Origin of the sequence: Faucicola mancuniensis (assembly GCF_046523945.1) — a bacterium.
GTDB lineage: Bacteria > Pseudomonadota > Gammaproteobacteria > Pseudomonadales > Moraxellaceae > Faucicola > Faucicola mancuniensis.
The window spans coordinates 427,275-441,867 of record NZ_CP171363.1; the positions used below are offsets into that span (position 1 = coordinate 427,275).

The window sequence follows — 14,593 nt, forward strand, 5'->3', positions numbered from 1 at the left end:
TCGTTATTGGTGGGTTTTTATGCCTAACCGAGGTCTATTTTAAAGTTAGTTATTTCACTAAACTAAATTTATTTAATCAGGCTAACCAATGCCCCATAGCCCGCCGATTCCATATTAGCAAGCGGAATAAACTGCAACGCATCGCCATTGATACAATAGCGAAGTCCGCCTTTGTCTTTTGGACCATCATCAAAGACGTGACCCAAGTGCGAATTTGCCACCCGAGAACGCACTTCTGTACGTACCATGTTAAAACTGGTGTCGCTCGATGTTTTAATTACATCGGGGCTAATCGGCTTGGTAAAACTTGGCTAGCCACAGCCTGAATCGTATTTATCGCTTGATAAAAATAACGGCTCGCCACTCACCACATCGACATACAAGCCTTTTGCGAATAAATGGTCGTATTCATGGCTAAAGGCTCGCTCCGTGTCGGCATTTTGAGTGATATCATATTGGGCTTTGCTTAGGCGTTTTTGCAAATTTTTGTCATAGTTTTGGTAGCGGGCTGGGTTTAACGCTTGGCTTACGCTGTTGGCGGACGTGAAATTTTTCACCACAGGGATTTTGTCGTTGGCAAGACTAATGTCAATATGACAGTAGCCGTTGGGGTTTTTACTCAGATAATCTTGATGATAATTTTCTGCTTCATAAAAATTGGCAAGTGGTTTGTTTTCTACCACGATTTTTTGTGGGTATTTTTTGGCTAAGTCGGCTAATGTTTTATCGACCACAGCTTTGTCATTTGGGTCACTGTAATAAATGCCTGTGCGGTATTGCTCACCCCTATCGTTGCCTTGTTTATTGACGCTTGTGGGGTCAATCACTCGCACATAGTAGGCTAAAATCGTGGCAAGATTGGTTTTATCGGCATCATAAGTGACTTTGACCGTTTCGGCATGACCTGAGCCGTGAATCACGTCTTCATAGCTTGGGTTGGCAGTTGTGCCATTGGCATAGCCCGATATCGCATCGACCACGCCATCGACCCGTTCCATATAGGCTTCAAGTCCCCAAAAACAACCCCCTGCCAAATAAATGGTGCGGGTGTTAATCGGCGTTTTGCCGTCGGCTTGATAATACACGCCGTTGTTTTTTATTGGTTTTAACGCTTGGACGGTGGGTTTATTTTCATTATTTGCTTGTCCGCCATGTTCATTCATGGCTTTGAGTTCGGCAAAGTCATTACCCGCATTGTCGGCTAAGGCTTGCATTTGCTCTTTAGTTAAATTGCCTTTGACCAATTTGAGCAAATTGCCTTGTTTATCCAAAATCGCAAAACTTGGATACACTTGAATGCCAAATTGTTGAATCAATTTGCCATCGTTATCCATTAAAACAGGTAAATTGGGATAATCTTTGGCAACCACTTGATACCATTTGGCAAAATCTTGGGCGTTTTTCTCGCTTAATTGATTGGGGCTAACCACGCTAATCACATTCATATTGGGGTATTGTTTTGCCCAGTCGTTGCTTTCTTTAAGCGTGGCTAAACACAGCGGACACCAACTTGCCCAAAATTTGACGATTGTTGGTTTGTTCGGGTCAATCACCGTCTTACCTGTTTTAGCAAGGTTTGGGTTGATTTGAGTAAAACCTTGCAAAGTGGCAAGCGTGTCTGATGGTAAAACAGATTGATTTTGTTTTTCGCCTAGATTAGTTTGATGTTGAGCGAACTCTTTGGCATTCATTTTTTGACAACCAACAAAGCCAAACATGGTTATAATAGCAGAAATAGAGACAATTAACGAATTTTTGATAAAACGGTTTTGCATAAATAATCACTCCAGCTATAGTTAAAGAAATAAAAAAGAATACAAGTACAAATATAATAGAAACTGAATTATACAAAAAACACAAAAACCTGCATTCATAACGTTTTTACCATGAAAAACAAGATAAATAGCCAGATTCTTAAGAAGAATTGAATAATAACATTGTTGGTAATTTTGTGAGTATCCTATCAAGTCTATTATAGCATTACCTTTGATAAAGTTAAAGAATTTATCCTGCATAAACAGTCATTGTAGAAGACAACATAACCCATCAAAAAGTAGTGAGAACGCTTAGCGATGGCAGTGTGGATATTGTGCGTTAATCTGTTCATTGACTTTTCTCCATTCATTGCAAAGCCTTTAAAAAACCAATCATCTGATTGGTTTTTTTTGTTTTTGATAAGATTAATTTTGTGATACAATTTTTGTTTTAAACTTTTATTTTTAAAAGATTTTATGTTAAATATTAGCACCCTAAATCCCAACCTTATCGCCCTACTCGTCTTGCTTATCTGTGGCGTGATTAGCCAAAATACCACCATCATTATTGCCTGTGCGTTATTAATTATTTTGGCATCGTTGCCTGTCGCTCAGCCGTTTTTGCCGTATTTGGAAAAATATGGTTTAAACTGGGGCATTTTGTTATTAACCATTGCCGTTTTGACACCGATTGCGTCAGGCAAAATCGGTAGCGAAACGTTATTAAAATCGTTTACCAGTTGGCAGTCACTGTTGGCGATTTTGGTGGGTGTGTTGGTCGCTTGGCTTGGCGGTCGTGGGGTCAAATTGATGAGTGCTGACCCAACGGTGGTGGCGGGGCTTTTGATTGGGACGGTGATTGGCGTGGCGTTTTTGCGTGGCGTGCCTGTTGGTCCTTTGATTGCGGCGGGGATTTTGTCATTGTTTTATACAGGGACAAAATAGTTTTTTAACAAATTTAATGCTCAGTTAATTTTTGCAAAATATGACAATCGGCATTGTCATCACCACGACAATTATCATGCCAAACTTGCAAGGTTTTTCGCATTTTTTGCAAATTCTCAATCTGTTGGTCAAGCTGTGTGATATGTTTGGCGGTCAAAGTTTTGACATCACGGCTACAACGATTGGGGTCGTCTTGTAAGGCTAGTAACTGAGCGATTTCGGCAAGCGAAAAATCCATTTGCCGAGCTTGATGAATAAACTGCAAGCGTTTGACATGGCTGTCATCATAGACACGATAGCCAGATGATGAACGATTGACAGAGTTTAACAAGCCGATACTTTCGTAATCTCGGATTTGTTTGGCGGAAAGATGGGTTTGTTTGGCGATTTGGCTGATGTTCATCTTTTTATTTGTAATGTTTTGTAATTTTTTAAATTTTGCCTTGACCTTCACATAAGGTTAAGGTTTATATTAAGCATACACATTCATAAAGTCAAGTTGAAAATCACTTTATTATACATTTCAACAAGATACATAGTTCGGAGAATTTGTATGAAAAAATCTGTTTTTGTCATGAGTTTATTCGCTGTTTTTGGTTTAACAGCGTGCAATCAAAACAACAGCCAAACAAGGACCCAACAAAGCCCTACCAACGCCAGTGTCGCAACCCAACATAAAGGTATGAACCACGACATAACAGCAAGTGTAAGTTCTACCAGCCAACCTGCTCACGTCATGGCGTATATGGACATGATGACAAAAATGCACGATGACATGGCAAATGGCGTGCAAGCAAAAAATGCCGATGTCGGTTTTGCCAAAGGCATGATACCGCACCATCAAGGGGCAATTGAGATGGCAGAAATTGAACTGCAATATGGCAAAGATACCGAAATGAAAGCCCTTGCCCAAAAAATTATTGATACCCAACAAGGTGAAATCACCTTTATGAATGAATGGCTAACAAAAAATGAAACGACAGAGCCAAAAGCGGACAATGCTGATGAAATTATCCAAGTCTATCAAGCCAAAAACGGTAACAATCACGATGCGATGATGCAAGGCGTGATGGATAGCAATCCTGATGTGGCATTTGCCAAAGGTATGATTCCCCATCATCAAGGGGCAATTGACATGGCAGATGTGGAAGAAAAATATGGCAAAAATCAACAAATGCTTAATCTTGCCAAACAAATTAAACAAGCCCAAACCCCAGAAATCAAACAAATGCAAGATTGGCTTGCCAAACAAAGCAAATAATTTTTTAGAATCTGTATTCATAACGTTTTTGCAATGAAAAATACGATAAATCGCCAGCTTTTCAATGAAAAAACGCAGACTAATAGTCATTCTATCAGGCGAGTTTTTGACATCGAGCCAGAAGATTTAGCCATTTTTCATGCAAAAGTAAATAAATATCTACTTTTAAAACTTGTAAAATGTTACCGCGTAATGTTATGAATACAGGTTCTTACACATTCACTTTTTATCAAAAAAAGGAGTCTATCATGACAACCCAAACTTTAACATTGAACATTGACGGCATGACTTGCGGTGGCTGTGTTAAAAGCGTTACCAATGCGGTAAACCAAGTCGCTGGCGTGCAAAATTGCGAAGTCAGTTTAGAACAATCTCAAGCCGTCATTCAATTTGATGATGGTGTAACAAGCGAAACTGCGTTAAAAGAAGCGATTGAAGACTCTGGTTACGATATCAAATAGTTGAATTAAATTGTAAAATCATGTAAAAGATTGGTAAATTTTTTGCTATAATTTGACTTTTTGATACAAAATTTTTATCAATCTATCAAATCCAAACATAAGCCAACAAACCATGAACAACGCCCAATCCCTTACCCTAAAAATTGACGGCATGACCTGCCAAGCCTGTGCCAATCGCATTGAAAAAGTGTTAAGCAAAAAGCCTGCCATTTATCAAGCCGATGTGAATTTTGCCAATGAAACGGCGTTAATTCGCTTTGATGAAAGTCAGACAAACAGCCAGCAACTCATTGATTGGATTGAAAAAACAGGCTATCACGCTTCGCTAAACCCCACCGACAACACCGAAACCAACGAAAGCCCTCTACGCCAATGGCAGTTGTGGGGCGTTTGGTTGTGTTTGTTGCCGTTTTTGGTGGGTATGGGCGGTATGATGTTGGGTCGGCATGATTTGATGCCAGCTGTTTGGTTGCAGTTTGCGTTGGCGACTGTTGTGCAGTTTGGCTTTGCGTTGCCATTTTACAAAAGTGCGTTTGCCAGTATTCGTGGCGGTCTTGCCAATATGGACGTGCTTGTCGTGTTAAGTACACTCACGATTTGGGCGTATTCCACTTATGTTTGGTATCATTTGCACAATCCGCATGGCGTTTATTTTGAAGCCAGCGTGATGGTGATTGCGTTTGTAAAACTTGGCAAATTTTTGGAACATCGCACCAAAAAACACAGTTTAAACAGCATTAATCTGTTGCTAGATTTGACACCGACCGAAGTGCAAGCCAAAGATAGTGACAACAATTGGCAAGCCAAAGCCTTAAGCAATGTACAAATTGATGATATTTTGCTTGGCAAGGCAGGTTCTCGCATTGCGACCGATGGCATTGTCATTGCAGGTAAGGGTTGGTGCGATGAAAGTCATTTAACAGGTGAGTCCGTGCCACTTGCCAAAGCCAAAAACAGCCGAGTACTGGCAGGGGCGATGGTGTCGGACGGCAGTTTTGAGTACAAAGTAACCGCCACAGGCGAACAAACTCGGCTGGGCGATATGATTCAAGCCTTGAATGATGCACAAGGAAGCAAAGCGGATATCGCACGCATTGCCGACAAGGTAGCAGGAGTTTTTGTGCCGTTGGTCGTCATGCTAGCGATACTGACTTTTTTGGGTAATTTTTGGTATTTTGGCGGATTTGACCTTGTGCAACAGCATGGCATTGATTCCACCGCCGTATATGGCACAGCCTTTGAAACTGCGTTAATGCGTGCGGTGTCGGTACTGGTGATTGCTTGCCCTTGTGCAATGGGGCTTGCCACACCTGCGGCGATTATGGCTGGCATGGGCGTGTCGGCTCGGCATGGCATTTGGTTCAAAGATGCCAAAGCCCTAGAATCAGCGGGCAAAATTGACACCGTTGTCCTTGACAAAACAGGCACGCTCACCGAAGGCAAGCCCAAAATGGTCGCCCATTATCTGATGGACAACGGTTTAAAATTTGATGATATTTTGACCCTTGTCGCCAGTGTAGAACGCCATGCCAATCACCCACTTGCTACCACTTTGGTAAACGTTGCCGAAAAACTTGCCAAAACCAAAAATAAAACCTTAAATTTTATCCCATTAAAATCGTTAAAAACCATTGCAGGGCAAGGCATACAAGCAGTTGTCAGCTTTGATGGTGAAAATGACAGCCTTGTCAAAGTCGGCTCGTTCGCTTTTACCAATATGAAATTGCCAAATGATATTGTTAATGATGAAAAAAGCATTTGGCATATCGCAAGCCAAGTCGGTGTCAGCGTTGATGATGTGCCAATTGCGGGATTTGCGTTGGCAGATGCCCTCAAATCGGACAGTGCCGAAACCATCGCAAAACTGCAACATGACGGCTTAAAAGTGATGATTATGAGTGGCGACAAGCAGTCGGTTGTGGATTATATCGGCAAAGCCGTCCACGCCAACGAAGCCTACGGCGAACAATCCCCACGAGATAAAGCCAATAATATCATGGACTTACAACAAAAAGGGGCAAAAGTTGCAATGGTCGGCGATGGTGTGAACGATGCCCCAGCGATGGCGACTGCAATAGCAAGTTTTGCGGTGGAGCAAGGCACAGACATCGCCAAACACAGTGCGTCTGCTCGCTTGGTCGGTACGTCTTTGATTCATGTCAATCATGCTATCAAAATCGCCAACGCCACCTTACGCAATATCAAACAAAATTTGTTTTTTGCATTTTTTTATAACTGTTTGGGTATTCCGCTTGCAATGTTTGGATTTTTAAATCCGATGATAGCGGCTGGTGCGATGGCATTAAGCTCTATTTCGGTATTGCTCAATGCGTTACGTTTGACACGGTTTAAACCTTAAAGATTTAAACTTTAAGTCAGTTAAAATAGTGGGTTACGCTATGACTAACCCACGCTACAACAAGACATTTTAAGAACGTTTTAACCAAATTTTACCGCTTGGCTATCTTTTGGGATTACTTTAAAGATTTGCACTTTAAATAAGACATTTTGCCCTGCCAATGGGTGATTAAAATCAACAGCTATCGTATCATCATTCACTTCACTCACCACGCCGACCAATGTCGTTTTGCTTTTGTCTTCAAACTCTATCATCATGCCGACTTCTGGCTCGTTTGTCATGGCAAAGTCGGTTTTTGTAAAACGTTGGACGTTGTTTTCATTCCATTGTCCAAAGGCTTCATCTGGCGATAGATGGGCGGTGCGTGTATCGCCTGCGGTCAGATTCATCAACACTTTTTCAAAGCCTTCTAGCAGACTGCCATCGCCAATGGTTAGGCTGACGGGTTCTGGTCGCTCAAAGGTGCTGTCTATGACTGTGCCATTTTCTAGGCTGACTTCAAAGTGCAGGGCGACTTGGCTACCTTGTGCGATACGGGTTTGTTCGTTGGGATTGATAATGGGGGTTTGGGGGTTCTGGGTCATGTTTGTTCCTGTTCCTTAAAACCTATCTAAACCTACCTATAAGGCAAATCTAGCGTTTAATTCCTACTTCAGCGTTGTTTGCCTTATTCATTTGAACTTGGACTTACATCAACTCCATAGGCGTTTTTAATTGGGGATAGAACCTACCCACCAATGATTGAAATTAAGATAAAGTTAAAGCCTTATCCGCTTGATTTAAAATATTGATACTGGCATTCACATCACGGCCATGATGGGAATGACAACTAGGACATATCCAATTTCTTACCGCTAAAGTGAAATCTGCTTTATCCATGATAAAGCCACAATTTGAGCAAGTTTTACTTGATGGATAAAATCTATCCAATTCTTTTACAGTTTTATTATGAATATTGGCTTTGTAAATCAGTTGTCGTTTAAGTTCATAAAAACCTAAATCACTTATTGCACGGCTAAGTTTTCTATTCTTTGCCATGCCTTTAACGTTTAAGTTTTCAATACAAATGGTGTCAAATCGTTTTACCAAATTTGATGTTAATTTGTGAGTAAAATCCTTGCGAATACAACTGATTTTAAAGTGTAACCGTGATAGCTTGGTTTTCGCCTTTTCACGGTTTTTAGAGCCTTTTTGTTTTCTTGATAAGCATTTGCTTGCTTTTTTAAGTTTGTTTAGATAGCGTTTTAATGGTTTTGGTACTTGGATTTTTTCACCATTTGACTTTTCACCATTTGACAAGGTGGCAAGGTCGGTTATGCCTAAGTCTATGCCAACTTGTTTGCCTGTTTTGGGTTGTGGTTTGATGATGTCTTGTAATTCAACGGCAACCGATACAAACCATTTACCGCCTTGTTTAAAGATTTTAGCGGATAGGATTTTGCCTGTGTGTCGCAGTTTTTCACACATTTTAACCCAACCTAAATTAGGAATTTTAATGCGTTTGCCATCAATTCTAAATTGGTCGTTGGTTAGACTAAATCTATCATTTACGCCTTTTTTTCTAAATTGTGGATAACTTGCTTTGCTTTTAAAAAAGTTGTCAAATGCTTTACTCAGTTGAATGATGGCTTCTTGTGGACTGCATTATTTTTTGTCTTGTTCATATTGGTTTTGCCATTGTCCTAACGCCCAATTATAGGCAAGTCGTGCAACACCACAAGCCTTTGCAAAATAGGTGGCTTGTTTGTCATTCGGTTTAAGTTGGATAACATGACCTTTAATCATTGGGTTTCTTTTACCATTTGTTTGACTTGTTTTTTATATTTTCTAAGTCCTTATAGCCGATTGCTAAAGCTATGTATGATTTTTTGGCAAATTCTTTGGGTTTGTACATGATTAAAAAACCTATCTATTTTACATTATTTTAATGGTTTTAGATAGGTTTTCAAGTACTAGTTTTTAACTCTTATTTTTTCTTAAAATTTACCCTTTCATAGATTTTTATCACATCTATCATTAAATCAATGCTTTTTAGGTGTATGGTACCATCACGATAAAAAAACCCACATCGCAAGGACATGGGTTTTTTGGTTTTTAAGTATGGGATTGATTAGAAGTTGTATTCTAAACCAGCACCAACGCCATATTCTTTAGTATCCTTACTGCCACTGTCATGGTTAATGTAACCTGCATATACATGACCTGTAGTCGCTTGGTTAAATGCGTACTTACCACCTGCTATGATACGTTGATTGTCAGCGTCTTTTGCACCCTTAACATTTTGTTGTAGGTCAAATTGACCATATACGCTCCAAGGTGTCGCTGTTTTCATTTGAGCACTTGCAGTGAAAGTGTTTTCTTTCTTTGCTTGCTTCAAATCAGTATTCTGATATAATGCACCAACAGTCAATGCTGAATTGATATCATAGGCACCACTTACACGAGCAATCTTTACATCACCTGCTTGGATGTAGGTTGCACCCGCACGGAATGGTTGGTTAGCTGGTTCATATTGAACACCTAGACCCCATTTGCTTTCAGCATTAACAGCATCAACAGTTGAGCTATTAACACCTGAATCTTGGTCGCTATCAAGACCATACATACCTAAGAAATTTACACCATTATAATTTGGTGATACATAGGCAATTGCATTACTAGCACGAGGTGCATCAAAAGTAGATAAAATACCATCACCACCAACAACACCACCTGATGCTACGTTAGCATAATCAACCATACCATCAATTGTTGATAGACGACCTGCCAATACTGTACCGTACTGTTTGTTTGATAAACCTAGGTAAGTATCACGAGATTCAAAGTTGCGTTGTTTATCAGAATCAATATCAACGCGATATTCTAATTGGTAAACCAAATCAGTGTTTGCAGTCAAACGCTCTGCACCTTTAACACCGATACGAGAAGAGTTAGAATTTAATGATGTAGATTCATTATTATTATCTGCATCCACATAATCAAGAGTTAAGAACGCTTTACCGTAAACTTGAGGTGCTGCGTGTGCAGCAGATACTGATAGAGCAGGTATAGCTGTAGCTAAAAGTAATTTTTTCATGGGAATTCTCCACTTTAACAAAAAACATTTTTTAGGAATGGGTAGCCAAAGCTTACCCTATCTATAAATTATTGCTCTATTAACCAAATCTAACTAGAATGATAATATGATTAACTGACAATAACAGTATAACAACATTTTGGTAAAAATCAAGTTAGAAACATCATATTTTTTACAAAATTTCACTGTTACAAAATAACAAGAATTTTTACCTAAATGTTACCTTAGGTAATAGAATACCAACTTTGAAATATTTTGCAATACTTTTTTGCGTTTTTTTTGCTTTTTTTGTAAAATCATTAAAGATATCATGGATATCACGAACGATTCTTGATTGGTGGGCGGATTTTTATGTTTTTTTCAATCAAAATAAACCAAAAAAAGGTGGGTTACGCCCAAAAAAACGGCTAACCCACCCTACGAACCTTATTTTTTTACGTTGCTTATTTTGCTTTGCTTATTTCGCCTTTAAGTCCAAACGTGCTTTATGCAATAATGGCTCAGTGTAACCGCTTGGTTGTACCGTTCCTTTAAAGATTAAATCACGAGCAGCGTTGTACGCATAGGTATTGTAATCGTTCGCCATTGGGATATAGAGTGGGTCGTCTTGGCTTTGTTCATCAACCATTTTTGCCATGCGTTTTAGCACGTCATCGACCTGTTCAGCCGTTACCACACCATGCTCTAACCAGTTGGCGACGTGTTGGCTTGAGATACGCAAAGTCGCACGGTCTTCCATCAATGGTACGTTGTCAATGTCTAGCACTTTTGAACAGCCGACACCTTGGTCTACCCAGCGAGCGACATAGCCTAAAATCCCTTGAATGTTGTTTTCAAGTTCTTTGGTTTTTTCCTCATCAGACCAGTTAGTATCACTTGCCAATGGGATTGACAAAATATCATCAAGTTTGGCAGATTCACGGTCTTTGATTTGGTCTAATACGTCCATCACGTTGGTTTCATGATAGTGCATGGCGTGCAAGGTCGCCCCTGTTGGCGATGGTACCCACGCACAGGTCGCACCTGATTTTGGGTGGTTGGATTTGGTGGCGACCATTTCTTTCATGTTGTCAGGTTTTGCCCACATACCTTTGCCGATTTGGGCTTTGCCACGCAGACCGCATTTAACACCGATATCCACGTTCCAACGCTCATAAGCGTTTAACCAGTCAGTATTTTTCATGTCATTTTTACGCACGAATGCCCCTGCTTTCATACTGGTGTGCATTTCGTCGCCAGTTCTGTCCATAAAGCCTGTGTTGATAAAGATAGTACGCTCTTTGGCTTGGCGGATACATTCTTTTAAGTTCACGGTGGTACGGCGTTCTTCGTCCATAATACCCACTTTTAGGGTGTTTTTTGGTAAGTTTAACGCTTGTTCAACTGCTGTGAACAAATCAACGGTAAAGGCGACTTCTTCAGGTCCGTGCATTTTTGGTTTCACAATATACATTGAGCCTGTGCGAGAATTTTTTAAGGTATTTTTATTTAACAAATCAGGCAAACTGCATAATGGCGTAATCAAAGCGTCCATAATGCCTTCATAAATCTCTTCGCCATCTACCAAAATCGCAGGGTTGGTCATCAAATGTCCAACGTTACGCAATAACATAACGGAGCGACCATGTAGCGTAATTTTGCCACCGTCTGGTGTGGTGTATTCACGGTCAGGGTTCATGCGACGGGTTAATTGTTTGCCATTTTTTTCAAAAGTATCTTGTAAATCGCCTTTCATCAAGCCAAACCAGTTGCGATACACTTCGGTTTTTTCTTCCGCATCAACGGCGGCGACCGAGTCTTCGCAGTCTTGGATGGTAGTAACGGCTGATTCCATCAATACATCTTTGATGCCTGCTGGGTCGTCTTTACCGATTGGGTTGGTTGGGTCAATTTGGATTTCAAGGTGTAAGCCATTGTTTTTTAACAAAATACCTTTCGGATTTGACGCTTCACCGACAAACCCTGCAAATTTTTCTGGATTTGCCAAAGCAGTGGTTTTGTCACCTTGAGCAATGATTAATTTACCATTTTCAACTTTAAAACCAGTGACGTCAGCATATTTGCCATCGGCTAGGGCAAAGTTGTTATCAAGGAAATTTTTGGCATATTTCACAACTTCTGCCCCACGCACAGGGTTGTAGCCTTTGCCTTTTTCCGCCCCGTTCGTTTCGTCAATCACGTCCGTGCCGTATAACGCATCGTACAGACTACCCCAACGAGCGTTGGCAGCGTTTAATGCATAGCGAGCATTACGCACAGGTACAACGAGCTGAGCACCTGCGATGGTGGCGATTTCGTCATCAACGTTTTGGGTTTCAATCAAGAAATCATCACCTTCAGGCACGATATAGCCGATATCTTTTAAAAATTGGGTGTATTTGGCTTTGTCAAAAATACCGTTTTTGGCAGGGTTTTCTTTGTGCCAATTATCAATTTTTGTTTGGATTTTATCACGTTTTGCCAATAAGGCTTTGTTGCGTGGTTGAAATTCTTTGACGATTTTTTCAAAATTTTGCCAATATTGTTCGCTATCTACGCCAACTTCTGGCAAGACTTCGTTTTGGATAAAGTTGTATAATTGTTGGTCAATGGCTAGACTGCCTTTTTGGATACGGTCTGACATGGTTGCTCCTTGTTGTGAAACGTTGTTCAAATGATAAAAAAAATACTTCGATTTTGATTATAACGCTATAAAATAAAAAAATAAAGAAATATAAAGTATTTAGTTAATAAATATCAAAGAAACAAATGATAAAAAAAGCAAGTATCATGATAATACTTAATACAATTCAATCTCAAGCCTAACTTCGTTAAAATCTGTTATAATTAACATTAAAATCATTAATCCAATAAGGCATTTTATGAGCGAACTGGCATTAAAAACCCAAGAAGACCTTGACAATGACAACAGTATTCACCAACCAAAAAGCGTTGATATCAGCCATATTTTGGCATTTTTGGACGGCGAAACCCCACAAAAATGGCTAGATGAAGCCGTCAAAAACCTACCCATCATCATTCAAGACCACGCCAACTGCGAAAAAAAAGCAGGTGGCACAGCGATGAATTTAATCTTTCGCTATCAATCGCAAGAACATGACGAACTACAACGTAAAATTTCGCAACTGATTCGTGAAGAAATGCTCCATTACGAACAAGTGCTAGAAATCATGGCGGAACGTGGACAACAATGGGAACATCTACCTGCTGGGCGTTACGCAAGCGGTTTGTTAAAGCACAAACGCACCTACGAACCACAAGCTATGATAGACGTGTTAATTATCGGAGCGTTTATTGAAGCTCGTTCGTGTGAGCGGTTTTCGGCATTGTCAAAAGTGATAGATGATGAAAAATTGGCTCGGTATTACCGTTATTTGTTAAAATCGGAAAGCCGTCATTTTGAAGATTATTTACATTTAGCACAAAGCTTATCTAAAGAACCGATTGATGAACGTGTGGCATTTTTTCGCCAAGTGGAAGGCGAGTTGATACGTTCACCTGATAAAGAATTGCGTTTTCATAGTGGCGTGCCAGATTGGAAGTGATATTTTTAAAATTTTAGATAAAAAAGGATTGTTTAACAATCCTTTTTTTTTATCAATACACAACACCTTAGCTTTAATGCGTATCTAGCACCGCAAAGCCTTTTACCAAGTCATCAAGTTGTTTTAACTGTGCCAAAAAAGGGGCAAGTTGGCTTAAACGCAAGGCACAAGGCCCATCGCATTTTGCCACATCAGGATTTGGGTGAGCTTCCAAAAATAACCCTGCCAATCCTGTCGCCATACCCGCACGAGCTAAGGTAGTAATCTGCTCACGGCGACCGCCCGCACTGTCAGCACGTCCGCCCGGTGTTTGCAAACTGTGCGTTACGTCAAAAAATACAGGCACGTTCATTTTTTTCATGGTGTCAAAACCAAGCATATCCACGACCAAATTATTATAGCCGAATGCTGAACCACGTTCGCACAAAATCACTTTATCACTGCCAGCTTCTAGGCATTTGTTGATAATGTGTTTCATCTCGTGTGGGGCTAAAAATTGGGCTTTCTTGACATTGATAATCGCCCCTGTTTTTGCCATCGCTTCAACCAAATCAGTCTGACGGCTTAAAAATGCAGGTAGTTGAATAATGTCGACAACTTCGGCGACGGGTTCGGCTTGGTACGGTTCGTGTACGTCTGTGATAATCGGTACGTTCAGCGTTTTTTTGATGTCAGCAAGCCATTCTAAACCTTTTTCCATGCCAAAACCACGAAATGAATGTAGGCTTGAGCGGTTGGCTTTGTCAAAACTTGCTTTAAAAACGTAACCGATGTTAAGTTTTTTACAAATTTCAATATAACTTTCGGCAATTTCAAATGCCAAATCTCGACTTTCTAGCACGTTCATACCGCCAAATAATACGAATGGTTGGTCATTGGCAATGGTGATGTCGCCTAGTTGAATGGTTGATTGGGCTTGGGTAAGTTGGGTCATTTTTTATCCTTTGAATAGATTTTAGATGTTAAGTATATTTGTATCGTTATTGTCAGTTTCAACTTACCATAAACACGTTACATTGTAGCTTTGAAATATACCATCACAAGTAACGATAGGCATTTTTTCAACCATAGCTTGAGCAATTATTGTGCGGTCAAATGGGTCGCCATGATGAAAGGGCAAGTTGTGCAAAGTCTCAAAACAATTTACATCAATCGCTAAAAGTTTAAAGCCATTTTGTACGATTTGTTCTTG

General features: G+C 40.1%; 13 protein-coding genes and 1 pseudogene. 5 read left to right on the plus strand and 9 right to left on the minus strand.

The features are described 5' to 3' along the window. Positions 1-68: 68 nt before the first annotated feature. Positions 69-1,775, minus strand: a pseudogene (gene msrAB, locus ACGTJS_RS02115) (bifunctional peptide-methionine (S)-S-oxide reductase MsrA/peptide-methionine (R)-S-oxide reductase MsrB). A 456-nt stretch (positions 1,776-2,231) separates the two neighbouring features. On the opposite strand from msrAB, the gene ACGTJS_RS02120 reads away from it, so the two are divergent. Beyond that, positions 2,232-2,699 carry a DUF441 domain-containing protein gene (locus tag ACGTJS_RS02120; RefSeq protein WP_315040787.1) on the plus strand — a complete coding sequence of 156 codons (468 nt, stop codon included), beginning with the start codon at positions 2,232-2,234 and terminating at the stop codon, positions 2,697-2,699. Between the two features lie 13 nt (positions 2,700-2,712). Here the strand turns inward: ACGTJS_RS02120 and cueR are convergent, their stop codons facing one another. After that, entirely contained in the window at positions 2,713-3,102 is a 390-nt protein-coding gene (cueR, locus tag ACGTJS_RS02125) for a Cu(I)-responsive transcriptional regulator (protein WP_410472671.1), read from the minus strand. Positions 3,103-3,252: 150 nt separating this feature from the next. Here cueR and ACGTJS_RS02130 point away from each other — a divergent pair, with 150 nt between their 5' ends. The 3 genes from ACGTJS_RS02130 (at position 3,253) to ACGTJS_RS02140 (ending at position 6,780) form a co-directional block, all read left to right on the plus strand. Then, positions 3,253-3,960 carry a DUF305 domain-containing protein gene (locus ACGTJS_RS02130; RefSeq protein ID WP_315040790.1) on the plus strand — a complete coding sequence of 236 codons (708 nt, stop codon included), beginning with the start codon at positions 3,253-3,255 and terminating at the stop codon, positions 3,958-3,960. A gap of 248 nt (positions 3,961-4,208) precedes the next feature. After that, positions 4,209-4,421: a heavy-metal-associated domain-containing protein gene (locus ACGTJS_RS02135; protein ID WP_315040793.1), complete on the plus strand. Its 213-nt coding sequence runs from the start codon at positions 4,209-4,211 to the stop codon at positions 4,419-4,421. Between the two features lie 112 nt (positions 4,422-4,533). Beyond that, a complete protein-coding gene (locus ACGTJS_RS02140; protein WP_410472672.1) occupies positions 4,534-6,780 on the plus strand; it encodes a heavy metal translocating P-type ATPase in 2,247 nt (748 codons plus the stop codon). An 80-nt stretch (positions 6,781-6,860) separates the two neighbouring features. Here ACGTJS_RS02140 and fkpB read toward each other — a convergent pair whose 3' ends face one another. The 5 genes from fkpB to ACGTJS_RS02165 form a co-directional block, all read right to left on the minus strand. After that, positions 6,861-7,364 carry an FKBP-type peptidyl-prolyl cis-trans isomerase gene (gene fkpB / locus ACGTJS_RS02145; protein ID WP_410472673.1) on the minus strand — a complete coding sequence of 168 codons (504 nt, stop codon included), beginning with the start codon at positions 7,362-7,364 and terminating at the stop codon, positions 6,861-6,863. A 163-nt stretch (positions 7,365-7,527) separates the two neighbouring features. Beyond that, positions 7,528-8,406 carry an RNA-guided endonuclease InsQ/TnpB family protein gene (locus ACGTJS_RS02150; protein ID WP_410473210.1) on the minus strand — a complete coding sequence of 293 codons (879 nt, stop codon included), beginning with the start codon at positions 8,404-8,406 and terminating at the stop codon, positions 7,528-7,530. A gap of 18 nt (positions 8,407-8,424) precedes the next feature. Then, on the minus strand, positions 8,425-8,565 hold the full coding sequence (locus ACGTJS_RS02155; protein ID WP_315040797.1) for a helix-turn-helix domain-containing protein: 141 nt from the start codon (positions 8,563-8,565) through the stop codon (positions 8,425-8,427). 325 nt (positions 8,566-8,890) lie between these two features. Further along, positions 8,891-9,856 (minus strand): porin, encoded by a 966-nt coding sequence (locus ACGTJS_RS02160; RefSeq protein ID WP_410472674.1) that lies wholly within the window; start codon positions 9,854-9,856, stop codon positions 8,891-8,893. A gap of 457 nt (positions 9,857-10,313) precedes the next feature. After that, positions 10,314-12,479: a malate synthase G gene (locus ACGTJS_RS02165; protein WP_410472675.1), complete on the minus strand. Its 2,166-nt coding sequence runs from the start codon at positions 12,477-12,479 to the stop codon at positions 10,314-10,316. Between the two features lie 238 nt (positions 12,480-12,717). Here ACGTJS_RS02165 and ACGTJS_RS02170 point away from each other — a divergent pair, with 238 nt between their 5' ends. Next, entirely contained in the window at positions 12,718-13,401 is a 684-nt protein-coding gene (locus tag ACGTJS_RS02170) for a tRNA-(ms[2]io[6]A)-hydroxylase (protein WP_315040803.1), read from the plus strand. A 73-nt stretch (positions 13,402-13,474) separates the two neighbouring features. On the opposite strand, the gene kdsA is transcribed toward ACGTJS_RS02170, so the two are convergent. Then, positions 13,475-14,335, minus strand: coding sequence for a 3-deoxy-8-phosphooctulonate synthase (gene kdsA, locus ACGTJS_RS02175; protein WP_410472676.1), 861 nt, complete (start codon positions 14,333-14,335; stop codon positions 13,475-13,477). Between the two features lie 63 nt (positions 14,336-14,398). After that, positions 14,399-14,530 carry a hypothetical protein gene (locus ACGTJS_RS02180; RefSeq protein ID WP_410472677.1) on the minus strand — a complete coding sequence of 44 codons (132 nt, stop codon included), beginning with the start codon at positions 14,528-14,530 and terminating at the stop codon, positions 14,399-14,401. Between the last annotated feature and the right edge of the window lie 63 nt (positions 14,531-14,593).

Bases quoted from the DNA above. Each gene is read 5' to 3' on its own strand.
- cueR (WP_410472671.1), bottom strand. From the start codon at position 3,102: ATGAACATCAGCCAAATCGCCAAACAAACCCATCTTTCCGCCAAACAA.
- ACGTJS_RS02165 (WP_410472675.1), bottom strand. From the start codon at position 12,479: ATGTCAGACCGTATCCAAAAAGGCAGTCTAGCCATTGACCAACAATTA.
- kdsA (WP_410472676.1), bottom strand. From the start codon at position 14,335: ATGACCCAACTTACCCAAGCCCAATCAACCATTCAACTAGGCGACATC.
- ACGTJS_RS02160 (WP_410472674.1), bottom strand. From the start codon at position 9,856: ATGAAAAAATTACTTTTAGCTACAGCTATACCTGCTCTATCAGTATCT.
- ACGTJS_RS02130 (WP_315040790.1), top strand. From the start codon at position 3,253: ATGAAAAAATCTGTTTTTGTCATGAGTTTATTCGCTGTTTTTGGTTTA.
- ACGTJS_RS02120 (WP_315040787.1), top strand. From the start codon at position 2,232: ATGTTAAATATTAGCACCCTAAATCCCAACCTTATCGCCCTACTCGTC.
- ACGTJS_RS02135 (WP_315040793.1), top strand. From the start codon at position 4,209: ATGACAACCCAAACTTTAACATTGAACATTGACGGCATGACTTGCGGT.
- ACGTJS_RS02155 (WP_315040797.1), bottom strand. From the start codon at position 8,565: ATGATTAAAGGTCATGTTATCCAACTTAAACCGAATGACAAACAAGCC.
- ACGTJS_RS02140 (WP_410472672.1), top strand. From the start codon at position 4,534: ATGAACAACGCCCAATCCCTTACCCTAAAAATTGACGGCATGACCTGC.
- ACGTJS_RS02170 (WP_315040803.1), top strand. From the start codon at position 12,718: ATGAGCGAACTGGCATTAAAAACCCAAGAAGACCTTGACAATGACAAC.
- fkpB (WP_410472673.1), bottom strand. From the start codon at position 7,364: ATGACCCAGAACCCCCAAACCCCCATTATCAATCCCAACGAACAAACC.